We start from the raw sequence: 14,688 nt of genomic DNA on the forward strand, positions 1-14,688 counted from the left end.
GCCTGTTTTACTCCATCTATTTTGATAACATAACTACATTGATATGTTCAAGTACAGGCAGGCATGGATAGCATGGCTATTGATGCCTGTTTTCTTTTCGTGTGCCACCTATCATGAAAGAGCGCAATCGTATTATGATGGGTTACAAACCAATAATTACCAGCAGGCCGAACGTTCACTGGACAAGAATAAACTCATTCAAGCCAGGAGAAACCGTTTGCTGTATTATATGGAAAAGGGCTACGTGTCGCATTTATTGCACCAGTACGATACCAGCAATACCTATTTTAACCTGGCGGATAATTTTACAGAAGGTCCTAGAAACGGCGCCTGGGATATAGCCGTAGGCACATTGACCAACCCCATGATGCAAACTTACCGGGGTGAAGACTTTGAAATTTTCCTGGTACACTATTACAAGGCATTGAACTACCTGTACCTGGGTAAGAAAGAAGATGCGCTGGTAGAGGCCCGTCGTATTACATTAAGCAATAACGAGCAGCGCGATAAATTCAATGATAAAAGCAGCCGTTATAGCCAGGATGCATTTGCGCTGATTATACAAGGGCTTTTGTACGAAGGAGACAATGACATCAACAATGCCTTTATCTCGTATAGAAACGCCGCAGATTTGTTTTTAAGGCAACCTAACCATACCTATTATGGAGTTGCTTTGCCCCTGCAGTTGCAGCAGGATCTGTTGCGTATGGCTACCCTGTTAGGATTTACCGATCAGGTAACAGAATATCAGCAAAAATTGGGCATTAGCTATCAGGCCCAACCTGTGTCTGATGGTGGGGAGTTGGTGCTATTTCTGGAAAACGGAACGGCACCTTATAAAAAGCAGGATGATTACTTTTTTACCCTGATTAAAAATGAAGCCGGCTTTTTCTTTACCAACAGCAGTAAGCTCATTACGGTACCGGTAAATTTTTCAGTAGGTATTGATGCCAGTAAGCTATCGGTAAGCGATTTCAATGTATTCCGCCTGGCTATGCCCTCCTATGTAGTGCGTCCATTAGCCAATGCCCAGTTTTCGGTAACGGTAGACAGTGTGGCAATGGGGATGGTAAATACTATTGAAGACATTAACTATATAGCCACCAACACACTTAGTGAACGTGCTTTGAAGGATATCTCATTGGCACTAAGTCGCCTGCTGGTGAAAAAGATTGCAGAGAAGCAGGTGAAGGATAAGAATCAAACAGCCGGGGATATTTTACAGGCAGTAAACTTGCTGGTAGAAAAAGCAGATACTCGTAACTGGCAGTCGTTACCTGCACAGATCTCTTATATAAGAGTTCCATTGAAAAAAGGGGAAAATAAGGTAGAGATAAAAACAGGGGGTAATACAGCTGCCACTATCACCGTTCAGGGCAACGGCGGTTTGCAGTTTTACAATTATCGCCGTATGCAATAACTATGTTCTTTAAAAAGAAGCTGCTTGTTGCTGACCTAATAGGCTTCTTAAAAATAGCCACTGTTTGTGCAGGTAAGTGTGCTTAACCTGCTTTTCACTGTCTCCATGATGCTGGATATCCAATGCTTTAAAATAAACCAGCCGGGTGGCAGCATCTTCTACTGTTGCTATTCCGGATAGTTGTAGTGTATACGACATTCCTTTTTTATGAAACTGTAGTTCTGCATCAAAGGTATTCCAGTTGGCAACTGTCAGGGGCAACCGGCTACAGCAGAAAAACAAAGTGCCGTTTTCATCAAAATCGAAATGGGTAATTAAACTGATAGGCTGTTTACTTCCGTTATCGTCATACACATAAAATATAGCCTGATCCAGTGCCGCAATCTTTTCGCGGTAATCCAATACATTGAAATCTGTAAAATTCGAGTCCATAGGGCATACAGTTTAGTTTAACAATGTTCATAGGTAGTTTGCGTTAAAGCGGCTTTTTAGAGGACAAAGGATTGAAGAGAATCTTACAACTGTAGGGGGTACGTTATTCTTACTCTAATATAGTATTTTTCGGGTAATAACAGGTTAAAAACTCATTAGAAAATGAGTAGCTGTTACAGTACAAAATGCGCGTATATATAATGGGTTTATTTGTCTTTAGTATATGCCTGATTGTTGAATTTTCTCATCACTTTTTGTGGATTAGGATGTACTTCATATCCCCACTTTTCATACAAGCCGTGTGCAGTGGAGGTGGTCAATAACCAGCTGCGTATTGTTTGCAGTTCGGGGTGTGCATGCATTACCTCCATTAACCATGCAGATAATCCTCTGCCACGGTATTCCGGTAGTATAAATACATCTATCAGGTAAGCAAAGGTGGCTTTATCGGTAATCAGGCGGGCAAAACCTACCTGTGTTGTTGGTGATACACGCCAAAGCATAAAGAACCGGCAATTGACTTTTCAACAATAGATACCGGTACATCTTTAGCCCAATGCGTTTCGAAGGCAAGAAAGTGATGGATTACTTCGATGTTTAGCAAGGAAGGATCGGTGCTGATGAAATACGCTTCTTTCTTTGCCTGATAAAAGTTATTCATTGAACAGTTTTTTAAAGAGGGTGTTTTTAGATAAACTGATAATTTCTCCAGGTTGCATGTTACCCAGTTCCAGTTTTTCTATCCGTTGTCTTATCAACCTTAAGGTAGGAAAACCTACAGCAGCAGTCATACGTCTCACCTGCCTGTTTTTGCCTTCTGTCAAAATCATTTGCACCCACGGGGCGGGTATTTCTTTTCTAAAGCGGATAGGTGGATTACGTTCAGGAACAGGTGGTGCAGGCTCTAACAGTTTAACGCGGCAAGGTTTGGTAGTATACGGTTTACCATCGGGCGTTATTACCACACCCTTTTGCAGGTTGTTGATAGCGGCTGCGTCGATAGCGCCATCTACCTGCACCCAGTATTCTCTTTCGTGTGCAAAAGAAGGATGCAACAAGCGGTGATTTAAACGCGCATCATTAGTAAGCAGTAACAAACCTTCACTGTCGTAATCAAGACGGCCTACAGGATATACATCAGAAGGAACATCAAAGCAATCTTTCAATGTTTTCTTGTCGGTGTCTTGTGTAGAAAACTGTGATAACACCAGGTACGGCTTGTAAATAATGAAGTAGTGAGTCATATAAAATAAAAAATCCCGCAGAAGCGGGATTATTATATGGATGGGTTAGTAAGTACGGGAACTTGTATTCCCGACACAATATTAAAAAGAGTTTTTTCTAACTCAAAAAAAAATGACAAGAATTTTATTCACATTTTTTGTAGAATCTGTGAATTATGTTAAGGGAGGCATGTAATCAGAGGCTGATGATGCGAATATAAAGTGTGTAGTGTATGTGCAAAACAAAAAATGATGAGTGGTTGAAACATTGATGAACACTGCATTGTAGCGATTGTTCTTTCATAAAGCGATTGCATTTTTTGCGCAGGAGAGAACATGTTATTGATGCGTTTTTAGCGCTTCGTAATGAAACATTAAATTTTCTGTAAGCAACATGTCTATTCCTAACTTTGCGGCCTAAATAAGTAGAGTTTATGAAGTTTCCCGCTCCGGTAACCGTTCAATATATCGCAAACATCATAGGCGCATCCGTTAAAGGCGATGCTTTGGCACAAGCTTCGGGTATAAATGAGTTACATCAGGTAGAAGCAGGCGATCTTGCGTTTGTAGATCATCCAAAATATTACAACACCTGTTTAAACAGCGCTGCTACACACATCATCATCAACACAAACGAGGTAGAAGTGCCGGAAGGTAAAACCTTGCTGGTAACTGAGCAGCCGTTTGAAGCATATCTTAAGATAGTGAACCACTTCAGGCCATTTGTTGCGCCGGTAGAAACCATCAGTAGCACACTGGTAAGGGGTGAAAACACGGTGATTATGCCTAATGTGTTTATTGGAAAGCATGTTACTATAGGTAGTAACTGTGTTGTTTTCCCCAATGTTACCATTATGGACTACACCGAGATTGGTGATAACGTAGTTATTCAGGCAGGAACGGTAATTGGTAGTGATGCATTTTATTACAACACCAAAAAGAACCGTGAAGTATGGTATAAAAGAATGGAAAGTTGCGGGCATGTGGTAATTGAAGATTATGTAGAAATAGGTGCTGGTTGTACTATTGATCGTGGTGTTACAGCAGTTACCCGCATAGGCAGGGGAACAAAGCTTGACAACATGGTACATATTGGACATGATACCGTGGTGGGCAAAAACTGTTTGTTTGCTGCGCAGGTAGGTATAGCCGGATGCACAGTTATTGAGGATGGCGTTACCCTTTGGGGTCAGGTAGGTGTAAGTAAAACCCTCACCATTGGTGAGAATGCGGTAGTGCTTGCACAAAGTGGTGTTGCTGGTTCTTTGGAAGGGGGTAAAATTTACTTTGGTTCTCCTGCAGAAGACGCGGGTATTAAAAAGCGCGAGTTAGTGTGGGTTAAACGTATTCCTGAAATGTGGAATATCCTGAAAGGCAAATAAAAATATACTGTTCTGTTGAAAAGTGTACAATGGGGTCTGCTATAGCAGACCTTATTTTTTTCCAATAACTTTCGTAATCACAGTGTGTCTCCACTTTTTTATTATGAACACTTTACTGTGTTAAACCATTCTAGGGAAGTTGGTATTTCTTTTTCAGTTCACCACAAATGTCCGTAATGGAACTACTTAATGCTTTGTAACGGAAGTCGGGTAAAAACTTCAAGAGCTTGCTGTTATCAAAATACACTTTAGCCTGGGCTGTATGAGCGGTTTCTTTGGTAAGTAAAGGGGCTTTACCGGAAAGCATTCCTTTTACCGCTTCCAATCGCCATACAATAGCAGCTATCAGTGGGGTTACATTGCGATGCGGCGGACGTTTGCCAAAACACTGTGCCATAGAAGTAAACAACTGTCGATAAGTGATGTTTTCGGCACTAATGATAAAGCGTTCACCCGAAATGTTGCTGTTCATCAGTCCAACCATGGCTTTTACCACGTCCGCAACATCTACAAATCCGGTAACGCCTTCTGTATACCAGGGGAATTCTTTGTAGGCTGTTTTAAAAAGTTCTGAAGAACCTTTCTCCCAGTCACCGGCTCCCAGTATAATTACCGGGTTTACAATTACTGCATTCAACCCTTCCCCTATGCCGCGCCATACTTCCATCTCGGCCAGGTATTTGGTTTTGCCATATTCACTGTTACTGGTTTCGGGCGTCCAGTACATGGTTTCGTTGATGGTTTCTTTTTCACGAATGCGACCCAGTGCCGCTACTGAACTTACAAACAGCAACTTTTCTACATGGTACAGCAGGCAGGCGTTTACCACGTTTTCTGTACCATTTACATTTGTATGTTGTAGTGTCTCTTTTTGCTTAGGATGAAACGATACTATGGCAGCACAGTGATACACCTGTTTAACGCCTTGCATGGCTTGCTCCAGACTGATAATATCCAGAATATCGGCCTGCACCCACTCCACTTTTTCTGCCCCTGTAAAAGAAGGAATGGCAGAACGGTAAGTGGCTCTTATGGGCTGCTGTTGCTGTAATAAAGACTGTATCAGATGAGATCCTACAAGGCCGGTTGCGCCCGTTACAAGTATCATAATGCTGTAAATAAAGTTTGCTAAAGGTATTGATAAAAGCCTTTACCTGTTTTGCGGCCTAATTCTCCTGCCGCTACTTTTTGTTGTTGCAGCAAACTGGGTGTAAGTCGTTCTGGCTTATCCAGTGCTTCCCACACAATATTGCTTACGGCAAAGTTCACGTCCATTCCAATCATGTCCATCAGGCGAAACGGCCCCATTTTAAAACCGGTGGCTTCCAGCAGCTTGTCTATCCCGGCTATGTCGGTATGGTGTAATTCCACAATACGCATGGCTTCCAGGTAATAAGGGCGTGCTACACGATTGACGATAAAGCCGGGTGAATCTTTACAAACAACCGGTGTTTTACCCATGGTTTTAGCCAGTTGAGTAAGCTGATTGATGACCTTACTGCTGCTTTTACTGCCTTTAATTACCTCTACCAGTTTCATTACGGGTGCGGGATTAAAAAAGTGTAAACCTGCTACCCTTTCCGGGTTTACCACTTCCTGTGCCAATGCATCAATAGCAATGGAGGAAGTGTTGGTTGCGAAAATGGTATCGGGTGTATTAAGGGCGGCCAGTTGGTTAAAGAGGGTTGTTTTTGCTTCTTTGTTTTCAATAATGGCTTCTATCACAACGTTGGCTACGCAGTTTTCCAGTGTGCTGGTAAAGGAGATCCGGGATAGAACAGCAGTTGCTTCGTCGGCTGTTATCTTTCCCTTTTCCACCAGTTTGTCCAGGCTACTGCTGATAGAAGAGCGGCTTTTGGCAAGCATGTTTTCCTGCATGTCGAACTGAATAGTGGTAAAACCGGCTTGTGCTGCCAGCTGGGCAATACCACTTCCCATAGTTCCTGCACCGCATACACAAATAACAGTTGTTTGACTCATAGTGTATACTTTTTACAAACATACGGCGTTCATAACATACTTACATATTATCCACAATGTGTATAACGCGTTTGTAGCCATATAATAAGCTACAGAAGGATGACTATTTTTACATTATGCGACAGTTAGATTTATTTGGTTTAAATACCGAGCCGCAGCCTTTAGAGATAGAGCAACCGGAAGAAGTTGTTGTGGCACCGCCTGCCGACAACCCGCTTGTTTTTTCTGATAATAAAATTGGAGTGAAAGTAAAGCTGAAACCTGGTAATGTAGAAACCCAGGCAGCTGATGTTCAACCTGTGGTAAAAGAAGCTTCTTCGCCATTACCTGTGTTCAGGGGGAAAGAAGTGGCTACTGTCAAATCCAACATGGTGGCAGAAGAAAAAACAACTGATGCACCCATCAGAGAATTCGTTAACCTGGAATTTCCTTTTTTCGCAGAAGAACCTAAGGAACTGCAGCGTCCTACGGCAATGGCTGAGGTTGCTGCTGCTACAAAGGTTGCCGAAAAAACGACTGTAGAGGTAGTTCCCGAATCAATCATAATATCCGCCGAAGAGCTCGTAGCAACAGAAATTGTTTTTGAGGAAGCAATACAAGTAGAAGAGACTGCACCTGTTTTAACAGCGCCAGCTGCTATTGAAGCAGACGAAACTCTGGTTCAACAAACGATACTACCAGAAATAGAAGAGGTTATTCTCCCACAGCCTGACGCTGTAAGTGAACCTGTTACGGCAGCAACTCCAGTGGAAGAAGAGGAAACAGCTGAACCAGTTGTCACTATACAAGAGCCTGCTCCGGAGCTTGTTAAGGAAGAAATCAAACCTATTACTGCGTACCGTACCTGGCTGCAAAGACCCACCATTATCACCATTGAGGAAGATGATGATGAGGTAGTTTCAGAAGAACATGCTCTGGAAAAAATATCTGCGGAGAGTACAGTGGAAGTTGCGGAACCTGCAATTGCCACTGAAATCATTAGTGAAGAGGTGACAGAAGTTGCTGAAACTGTTGTTATTCCCGAACCGGTAAATGTTTTTGAAGAAGAGGTTTACACAGAAATAGGTGAATCTGCTGATTCTGAATATGAGGTTGAGGAAGAAACAGAAGAAGTTGTTGAAGATAAAGGTGTTGAAGCATACGGGGAGTCGGAAGCAGGCGAAGTTGAAAGAGAGGAAGAGTTCGATGTTGTAGAAGCCAGTGCCGAAGTAGAAGGGAATGAAGAAGTTTCCGAGGTAGAAGAAACCGAAGAGCTTGTTGAAGAAGAGGAAGCTGGTGAATATGAAGAGTCGGAAGAAGAGGAAGCTGAAAATGAAGAAGAATTTTATGCTGTAGAAGCCAGTGCTGAAGTAGAAGAGAGCGAAGAAGTTGCTGAGGTGGAAGAATCCGATGAGCTTGTGGAAGAAGAGGAAACCGAAGAATATGAATACGAGGAGTCAGAAGAAGGCGAAGTTGAAAGTGAGGAAGAGTTCGATACTGTAGAAGCCAGTGCCGAAGTAGAAGAGAATGAAGAAGTTTCCGAGGTAGAAGAAACCGAAGAGATTGGAGAAGAAGAGGAAGCCGAAGAATATGAATACGAGGAGTCAGAAGGCGAAGTTGAAAATGAAGAAGAGTTCGATACTGTAGAAGCCAGTGCCGAAGTAGAAGAGAGCGAAGAAGTTGCTGAGGTAGAAGAAACCGAAGAGATTGGAGAAGAAGAGGAAGCCGAAGAATATGAATACGAGGAGTCAGAAGAAGGCGAAGTTGAAAATGAAGAAGAGTTCGATGCTATAGAAGCCAGTGCCGAAGTAGAAGAGAGCGAGGAAGTTGCTGAGGTAGAAGAAACCGAAGAGCTTGTTGGAGAAGAGGAAACTGACGAATATGAAGAGTCGGAAGAAGGTGAAGCAGAAACTGAAGAAGAGTTCGATGCTATAGAAGCCAGTGCCGAAGTAGAAGAGAGCGAAGAGGTTTCCGAGATTGAAGAATCAGAAGAGCTTGCAGAAGAAGAGGACACTGAGGAATATGAGTATGAAGAATCAGAAGAGAATGAAGAGGATGATGAGGAAGAATTGGATACTGTAGAAGCTGGTTCTGAAACAGAAGCTGTTGTTGAAGAGGATGAATTCGAGGAATATGAAGAACTGGAAGAAGGAGAAGCGTATGAAGAGGAGTTGATAGAGGTAACTGCGAGTGGTGAAGTGGAAGAAGTGGTAGAGGAAGCCATAGAATATGAGGAAGAAGGCGATGAAGAGTTGGAAGTATACGAGATATGGGAAGAAGAAGTGGAAGCCACTGCAGAAGAACAGGATGAAGTAATTGAAGAAGAGGTTGTTGAAGCTGAAGAGCCTGTTTTTGAAGAAGATATAGTTGCTCAGGATGCAGATGGTGTTAGCTATGAAGAGGAAGAGACGGAAGAGGATGCATTGACTGAGGAAATTGCAACCGTTGAAGAAGTGCAGCTGGTTGTTGCGGAAGCAGAGAAGTCTAATGACCTGGCAGAAGAGCAAGTGGCCGCTGTTGCCAAAGAAAATATTACTGGTGGAGTAAAACAGCAGTCTGTATTTGAGTATGCCGAGGCTGTAGAAAAACCTGTGTACGCAGAACAATCTTTGTTTGATGCTGCGAATGACGAAGAGGAAGAAGATGTGTATATTACCACGGCAGAAGAAGAAGCTTTAGCTGTAAGGGCTTCCGGCGACAAAACCGGTAAGCGCGAACTGCCGAATCAGGGGAAGCAGAAAAGAGGTCGTAAGTCGCTCCGGGAAATCGATGCAGACATTGATCTGTTGCAGGTGCCGGATGATGATGTATTATTTGAAAAACAATACTATCCTATTAGTGTGGTGGCAAGTTGGTTCAATGTAAATCCCTCCCTGCTTCGTTTCTGGGAGAATGAGTTTACCATTTTAAAGCCACGTAAAAACAGGAAGGGTGATCGTTTATTCCGTCCGGAAGATGTGAAAAACTTGCAGGTGATCTATTACCTGTTACGTCAGCGGAAGTTTACTATTGAAGGAGCAAAAGAATACCTGAAAACGAATAAGAAGAAGGCAGATACCAATACACAACTGGTGCAATCGTTAACCAAAGTGCGTAATTTTCTGCTGGAGTTTAAAGCTAGTTTGCTTTCTTAACCAGATATTAAAGAGCCCGGCTGTTAAGGCTGGGCCTGATGAATAACTACATCTGCACTGGCTGCTGCCAGTGCAGTTTCTTTTTGAGCCAGTAAGTCGATAATAGCAAAATTCACTTTCTCCCTGAACTGGTTAAACTCTTCTGTAGTCTGGTGCATAGCGGTAAAATAATCTACCGTAATAATATGTGCATTCTTACCCGTATCACTTAAAAATACGGAGTTGCTGATAACATCATCCTGCTTCAATATCTGTTTAATATTAGCGATAAGGGCTTGTAGCTGTGGCACTGTAGCTGACAAACCTACTTCCAGCCTTAATTCTACTTTACGCTGGCTGCGCAGGGTAATATTGTCCAGTATAGAGTCTACCATCTGTTTATTAGGAACAGTGATATAGGTTTTCTGATCGGTACGTATACGGGTGCTGCGTAAGCCTATTTTCTCCACGGCTCCGGTAAAGCTGTTTACTTTAACGGTATCGCCTGTAGTAAAAGGTTTATCAAAAAATATAATAAAAGAAGCGATTAAGTTTTCCAGGCTTTCTTTGGTGGCCAGTGCTATAGCGGCACCTACTATACTAAGGCCGGTAAGCAGGTTGCTGATGTTGTAATGGAACGAGAAACGTAGTATTAAAAGAATGCCTATAATAATAAGTATGACGCGAAAAAAGTCTTTAAAAAATACTACCAGCTGGCTGTCGGCCTGCGATTCACGGGCTTTCTCTTCCAGTATCATCCCAAAAAACTGAACCACCCGAACACACAACCGTATAAATATGATAATTAATGTAGCATTGGTTACAGCATCAATTATATCCCTGCTATCGGCCCGGTAAATTTTAAAATCGAGGAAGAACGGCAGGTGTAGTTTATCCAGTGCTACCACTATCATAAACAAGGCAAGAAACCATTCCAATGGCGATACCACTAATTGCAGAAAATAGGCTTTGTGAAAGGTTTTGCCTGCCTTGGTAAATATTTTAAACAGCAGTATTGCCAGGTATTTAGAAACAAACCGTTTTACCAATAAGGCAATAGCAATGGAGGTGGCAACTATTAAATAGGTTTCAATGGTATTGCCAAAAATAGAGCGTTGTAGTAGTTCTTTCATACCAGGTGGCTTTTATAGCATTAGCAGGTATTAATCCCGCTTTTTCAAGTACACATCATTGCCATCGAAGTAGGCATATGTAAAGTTAGTGATCCAGTCGCCAAGGTTAATATACCGGCTGTTATTGCCTAATGAGAGGTCTAACGGGTAATGGCGGTGCCCAAAAACAAAGAAGTCGTAGTGCTGTTTGGCCAACACCTCTTTGGAATAAATAATCAGCCACTCGTTGTCTTCTCCCAGGAAAAACGAATCAGCATTGCCCGTTTTAGCCCTGCTTTTGCGGCTAAAATAATTGGCTAATCCAATGCCCCAGGTAGGGTGTAATTGCCCAAATAACCACTGGCAAACGGGGTTGCGGAACACCTTTTTAATAAACTTATAGCCGTGATCTCCGGGGCCTAATCCATCGCCGTGACCAATATAGAATGATTTGCCATTGCGCTCAAATACTTTAGGCTCGCTATATACAGGAATATGTAATTCACGTTCAAAGTAGCCACTCATCCACATATCATGATTGCCTAAAAAGAAATAAACAGGTATGCCGTTGTCGGTTATTTCGGCCAGCTTACCCAATAAGCGTACATAGCCTTTCGGAACCACTTCTTTGTATTCATACCAGAAGTCGAACATATCTCCTACTATAAAAATCTCCTGTGCGTCGTGCTTGATCTCGTCTAAAAAGGCAACAATCTTTTTCTCTCTTATCAGGCTGGCTTCGTAATTAGGAGCCCCTAAATGAAAGTCGGATAAAAAGTATATTTTCTTGCCTGGCGCAACTTCAGTCATGGGGTAAAGATAAAAATAAGCTGTTATGGGGCTGTCCTTTCCACTAAAAAACAAAACACTTCTTTAGGTCCGTGTACACCGGTAACCAGCGTTTTTTCAATATCTGCGGTACGGCTGGGGCCTGTTGCGAGGGTTATTAAGGAAGGTATATTGCGTGGGTAACGTTCCTTTACACCCAGTAGCGCATCTTTAATATCATATACCAGCTGATCGGTGTAGGCTACGCAAATATGTATAGGCGTGTATACACTGGTGGTACGTCCGCTGGGTTGTGCGCTGCTCATAATAATACTGCCAGTACGCGCTACCAGCCACTCGCAGGTGGTGATGGCAGCATCGCTGCTGTATACATCAGGCGCATTAAAGGGAATAGAAAAGCCACTTTGTTGTAAAGCGGTTTTCATTTGCTCTTCGCGGCAATACAATTGCTTCCACTCTTTAGAAACTATTAATGCCTGTAGTTGTTGTACGAGTTCCTGTTCGTTTTCACAAAACACAAAACGACCCTGCAGGCTCGTAAAATTTTCTGCAAACTCTACTTCCAATTCCTGCTGTGCAGGTTTAAATATTGATTCTGTGCCCTCACTGTGTGGAAAAGGAACAGGCACCGGATTACTCAGTGCCTGTCTTATTTTTTTCAGAATGTTTTCTTTTGAAGGAGAAACTTTCATCTTTTATATATGTTCTATACGTTGCCTTCGTTTTTTTCTTCCACCGGCAGTTTGTTTAAACCACCATCGTAAGGAGGAACACCTTCGCTGATAGCTCCTGGCTCTGTGTGCTTTCCTTCCGGATCTATATCCAGCGGCTTTTTATCTTCGAAAGGACGTTTGCCAATTAAAGTCTCTACATCGCTCTGGAACAACACTTCTTTTGTTAACAGTTGTTTAGCCAGTATTTCTACCTGTGCTTTTTTCTCCTCTAACAATTGTTTAGTGCGTACGTAAGCATCCTGTATCAGTTTTCTTACTTCCGTGTCAATCAGTTTACCTGTTTCTTCGCTATAAGGCTTGGTAAAAGTATTGTCTTGTTGCGGATCGTAGTAGCTGATGTTACCTACTTTATCGTTCATACCGTATACAGTAATCATCGAGTAGGCTATTTTGGTGATCTGTTGAAGATCGTTAGATGCTCCGGTAGAAATTTTACCAAAGAAAATTTCCTCAGCAGCACGGCCCCCCAAAGTCATACAAATCTGATCGGTCAGTTGGTCGGTATTGTACAGGTATTGCTCTTTAGGAGTGTACTGTGCATAACCTAATGCTGCTGTGCCACGTGGAACAATTGTCACCTTTAATAAGGGATAGGCATGTTCTAAATACCAGCCACAGATAGCGTGTCCGGCTTCGTGATAAGCGATAATTTCTTTCTCTTCCGGAAGAATAATCTTGTTCTTTTTCTCCAAACCGCCAATAACCCTGTCAATGGCATCCTGGAAGTCGCTCATGTCTACCGCTTCTTTGCCTTTACGGGCAGCTATCAGGGCAGCTTCGTTACAAACGTTGGCAATATCAGCACCTGCAAAACCAGGAGTTTGTTCAGCCAGTTTGTGAATATCGAGTGTTTGAGAAATTTTAATCGGTTTCAGGTGTACTTTGAAGATGGCTTCACGACCTTTTACATCCGGGCGGTCAATGCTTATTTGTCTGTCAAAGCGTCCTGGGCGTAATAACGCAGTATCCAGTACGTCAGGTCTGTTGGTTGCAGCGAGGATAATGATACCGCTGTCTGTGCCAAAACCATCCATTTCTACCAGTAACTGGTTCAGTGTGTTTTCGCGTTCGTCATTGCTCATGATAGCGTTGCGACCACGTGCACGACCAATAGCGTCAATCTCGTCAATGAAAATTACGCAAGGCGCTTTTTCACGGGCTTGTTTAAACAGGTCACGTACACGGCTGGCACCTACACCTACAAACAATTCAACGAAATCAGAACCGCTCATGCTAAAGAAAGGAACCTGTGCTTCACCGGCCATTGCTTTTGCCAGTAAGGTTTTACCTGTACCGGGAGGGCCTACCAGTAATGCGCCTTTCGGTATTTTACCACCCAGGGCTGTATATTTCTTCGGATTTTTCAGGAAGTCTACAATCTCCATTACCTCTTGTTTGGCTTCATCCAAACCGGCAACATCAGAGAAGGTGATGTTTACTTTGGTACCTTTTTCAAATAGCTGTGCTTTAGATTTACCGATATTGAAAATACCGCCTGGTCCGCCACCGCCACCAGGGCCACCCATTTTGCGCATCATCAGTATCCAGATACCTGCAAACAGTAACACCATAAACAGGGTGTTGAACACAGGGCTAAACCATTCTGTATCCTGGGTAACATGAATTTCAATTTCTTTGATACCATGATCGGCAGTAAACTTGTTCAGTCTTTCCTGGAAATCTTTTAATTCGGTCACTTTAAAAGCAAACTGTGGTCCTTTAGAAAGATCAGAGCTACCAGTGCGTTTGAATTTGTCCTGGTAAAACGATTTGTGAACGCTGTCTTTTTTAATATACACCAGCACTTCCGAGCGGGTGCTGTTTAAATCCAGCTTATCAACATCTCCGGTAGCCACCATGTTTTGCTTGAATTCCTGCTCATTGGTTTGCTGCGTGTTAGCTGAATTAAAGTTTAATAAGTTGTACCCTATTAAAATAGCGGCTATAATAGCGTATATCCAGTATATGCTAAATTTAGGCCCTCGTCTCTGTCCCTTGTCATCTCCACCCTTGTCGTTAAAGCCGGGCGTTGTTTTTTTATCATCTTGTGCCATACGGTCGTTTGCTAAAGCTAAATTGTATTAATAAGGTTTGAGTGTATAAAATGTTTAGTCGTTATGCTCCATTCCTGAAGCATCGTTCCACATTTCTTCGAGTTTATAAAATTTTCTGGTATCAGGATGCATTACGTGCACTACAATATTCACGTAATCAATAATTACCCACTGCAGGGCCTGGAAGCCTTCGTGTTTGTAGGGCGTTTCTCCTAATTGATCTTTGAGTTCAACCTCTATGTTGTCGCTGATAGCTTTAACCTGAGTGGTGCTTGTGGCTTCACAGATAATAAAGAAATCCGCTACAGCCTCCGGTATTTGTCGGAGGTCGAGCGAAATGATATTTTCACCCTTTTTATCCTGGATGGCCTTTATTATAGATTTGAATATTTTAGAATTCCTGGTGAGCGCAGTAACACTGCTTTTTGGGCGTGCAGCTAAAACGGATAGTGGTGCCAATAATCAAACAA

14 protein-coding genes are annotated in these 14,688 nt (G+C 42.6%); 3 read left to right on the forward strand and 11 right to left on the reverse strand.

The genetic code is table 11. From position 1 onward, the window contains the following. Positions 1–43 precede the first annotated feature (43 nt). On the forward strand, positions 44–1,420 hold the full coding sequence (locus FLA_RS28765; protein WP_076376858.1) for a COG3014 family protein: 1,377 nt from the start codon (positions 44–46) through the stop codon (positions 1,418–1,420). A 9-nt stretch (positions 1,421–1,429) separates the two neighbouring features. Here FLA_RS28765 and FLA_RS28770 read toward each other — a convergent pair whose 3' ends face one another. From FLA_RS28770 to FLA_RS28780, 4 genes are all read right to left on the reverse strand, one after another. Continuing rightward, complete coding sequence (locus tag FLA_RS28770) at positions 1,430–1,852, reverse strand: hypothetical protein (RefSeq protein ID WP_076376860.1); 423 nt, start codon at positions 1,850–1,852, stop codon at positions 1,430–1,432. A 206-nt stretch (positions 1,853–2,058) separates the two neighbouring features. Then, positions 2,059–2,355 carry a GNAT family N-acetyltransferase gene (locus FLA_RS28775; RefSeq protein WP_231940350.1) on the reverse strand — a complete coding sequence of 99 codons (297 nt, stop codon included), beginning with the start codon at positions 2,353–2,355 and terminating at the stop codon, positions 2,059–2,061. Beyond that, positions 2,322–2,513 (reverse strand): hypothetical protein, encoded by a 192-nt coding sequence (locus FLA_RS31900; RefSeq protein WP_231940351.1) that lies wholly within the window; start codon positions 2,511–2,513, stop codon positions 2,322–2,324. Before FLA_RS31900 ends, FLA_RS28775 begins: the two co-directional genes overlap by 34 nt. Beyond that, positions 2,506–3,096, reverse strand: a complete 591-nt coding sequence (locus FLA_RS28780) for a pseudouridine synthase (protein WP_076376862.1) — start codon at positions 3,094–3,096, stop codon at positions 2,506–2,508. The genes FLA_RS31900 and FLA_RS28780 overlap by 8 nt, the downstream gene beginning before the upstream one ends. Positions 3,097–3,509: 413 nt before the next feature. Between FLA_RS28780 and FLA_RS28785 the strand changes: the two genes are divergently transcribed. Next, a complete protein-coding gene (locus FLA_RS28785) occupies positions 3,510–4,457 on the forward strand; it encodes a UDP-3-O-(3-hydroxymyristoyl)glucosamine N-acyltransferase (protein WP_076376864.1) in 948 nt (315 codons plus the stop codon). Positions 4,458–4,587: 130 nt separating this feature from the next. Here FLA_RS28785 and FLA_RS28790 read toward each other — a convergent pair whose 3' ends face one another. Together FLA_RS28790 and FLA_RS28795 are read right to left on the reverse strand one after the other, a co-directional pair. Beyond that, on the reverse strand, positions 4,588–5,565 hold the full coding sequence (locus FLA_RS28790; protein ID WP_084206064.1) for an NAD-dependent epimerase/dehydratase family protein: 978 nt from the start codon (positions 5,563–5,565) through the stop codon (positions 4,588–4,590). A gap of 20 nt (positions 5,566–5,585) precedes the next feature. Continuing rightward, entirely contained in the window at positions 5,586–6,437 is an 852-nt protein-coding gene (locus FLA_RS28795; RefSeq protein ID WP_076376868.1) for a 3-hydroxyacyl-CoA dehydrogenase NAD-binding domain-containing protein, read from the reverse strand. Between the two features lie 116 nt (positions 6,438–6,553). Here FLA_RS28795 and FLA_RS31300 point away from each other — a divergent pair, with 116 nt between their 5' ends. Beyond that, complete coding sequence (locus FLA_RS31300; protein ID WP_076376870.1) at positions 6,554–9,550, forward strand: MerR family transcriptional regulator; 2,997 nt, start codon at positions 6,554–6,556, stop codon at positions 9,548–9,550. Positions 9,551–9,573: 23 nt separating this feature from the next. On the opposite strand, the gene FLA_RS28805 is transcribed toward FLA_RS31300, so the two are convergent. Genes FLA_RS28805 through rsfS form a run of 5 tightly spaced genes read right to left on the reverse strand, consistent with a single transcriptional unit; the run spans position 9,574 to position 14,677 of the window. After that, positions 9,574–10,662, reverse strand: coding sequence for a mechanosensitive ion channel family protein (locus tag FLA_RS28805; RefSeq protein WP_076376872.1), 1,089 nt, complete (start codon positions 10,660–10,662; stop codon positions 9,574–9,576). A gap of 30 nt (positions 10,663–10,692) precedes the next feature. After that, positions 10,693–11,451, reverse strand: coding sequence for a UDP-2,3-diacylglucosamine diphosphatase (locus tag FLA_RS28810; protein WP_076376874.1), 759 nt, complete (start codon positions 11,449–11,451; stop codon positions 10,693–10,695). Positions 11,452–11,474: 23 nt separating this feature from the next. Then, positions 11,475–12,122 (reverse strand): LutC/YkgG family protein, encoded by a 648-nt coding sequence (locus FLA_RS28815; protein WP_076376876.1) that lies wholly within the window; start codon positions 12,120–12,122, stop codon positions 11,475–11,477. A gap of 14 nt (positions 12,123–12,136) precedes the next feature. Then, entirely contained in the window at positions 12,137–14,218 is a 2,082-nt protein-coding gene (ftsH, locus tag FLA_RS28820; RefSeq protein WP_076376878.1) for an ATP-dependent zinc metalloprotease FtsH, read from the reverse strand. Between the two features lie 54 nt (positions 14,219–14,272). Then, on the reverse strand, positions 14,273–14,677 hold the full coding sequence (rsfS, locus tag FLA_RS28825) for a ribosome silencing factor (protein WP_076376880.1): 405 nt from the start codon (positions 14,675–14,677) through the stop codon (positions 14,273–14,275). Positions 14,678–14,688 lie beyond the last annotated feature (11 nt).

The sequence above is a fragment of the Filimonas lacunae genome (assembly GCF_002355595.1).
Lineage (GTDB): Bacteria > Bacteroidota > Bacteroidia > Chitinophagales > Chitinophagaceae > Filimonas > Filimonas lacunae.

Bases quoted from the DNA above. Each gene is read 5' to 3' on its own strand.
- FLA_RS28770 (WP_076376860.1), bottom strand. From the start codon at position 1,852: ATGGACTCGAATTTTACAGATTTCAATGTATTGGATTACCGCGAAAAG.
- FLA_RS28815 (WP_076376876.1), bottom strand. From the start codon at position 12,122: ATGAAAGTTTCTCCTTCAAAAGAAAACATTCTGAAAAAAATAAGACAG.
- FLA_RS28795 (WP_076376868.1), bottom strand. From the start codon at position 6,437: ATGAGTCAAACAACTGTTATTTGTGTATGCGGTGCAGGAACTATGGGA.
- ftsH (WP_076376878.1), bottom strand. From the start codon at position 14,218: ATGGCACAAGATGATAAAAAAACAACGCCCGGCTTTAACGACAAGGGT.
- FLA_RS28780 (WP_076376862.1), bottom strand. From the start codon at position 3,096: ATGACTCACTACTTCATTATTTACAAGCCGTACCTGGTGTTATCACAG.
- FLA_RS31300 (WP_076376870.1), top strand. From the start codon at position 6,554: ATGCGACAGTTAGATTTATTTGGTTTAAATACCGAGCCGCAGCCTTTA.
- FLA_RS28775 (WP_231940350.1), bottom strand. From the start codon at position 2,355: ATGCTTTGGCGTGTATCACCAACAACACAGGTAGGTTTTGCCCGCCTG.
- FLA_RS28790 (WP_084206064.1), bottom strand. From the start codon at position 5,565: ATGATACTTGTAACGGGCGCAACCGGCCTTGTAGGATCTCATCTGATA.
- FLA_RS28765 (WP_076376858.1), top strand. From the start codon at position 44: ATGTTCAAGTACAGGCAGGCATGGATAGCATGGCTATTGATGCCTGTT.
- FLA_RS28810 (WP_076376874.1), bottom strand. From the start codon at position 11,451: ATGACTGAAGTTGCGCCAGGCAAGAAAATATACTTTTTATCCGACTTT.
- FLA_RS28785 (WP_076376864.1), top strand. From the start codon at position 3,510: ATGAAGTTTCCCGCTCCGGTAACCGTTCAATATATCGCAAACATCATA.
- FLA_RS28805 (WP_076376872.1), bottom strand. From the start codon at position 10,662: ATGAAAGAACTACTACAACGCTCTATTTTTGGCAATACCATTGAAACC.
- FLA_RS31900 (WP_231940351.1), bottom strand. From the start codon at position 2,513: ATGAATAACTTTTATCAGGCAAAGAAAGAAGCGTATTTCATCAGCACC.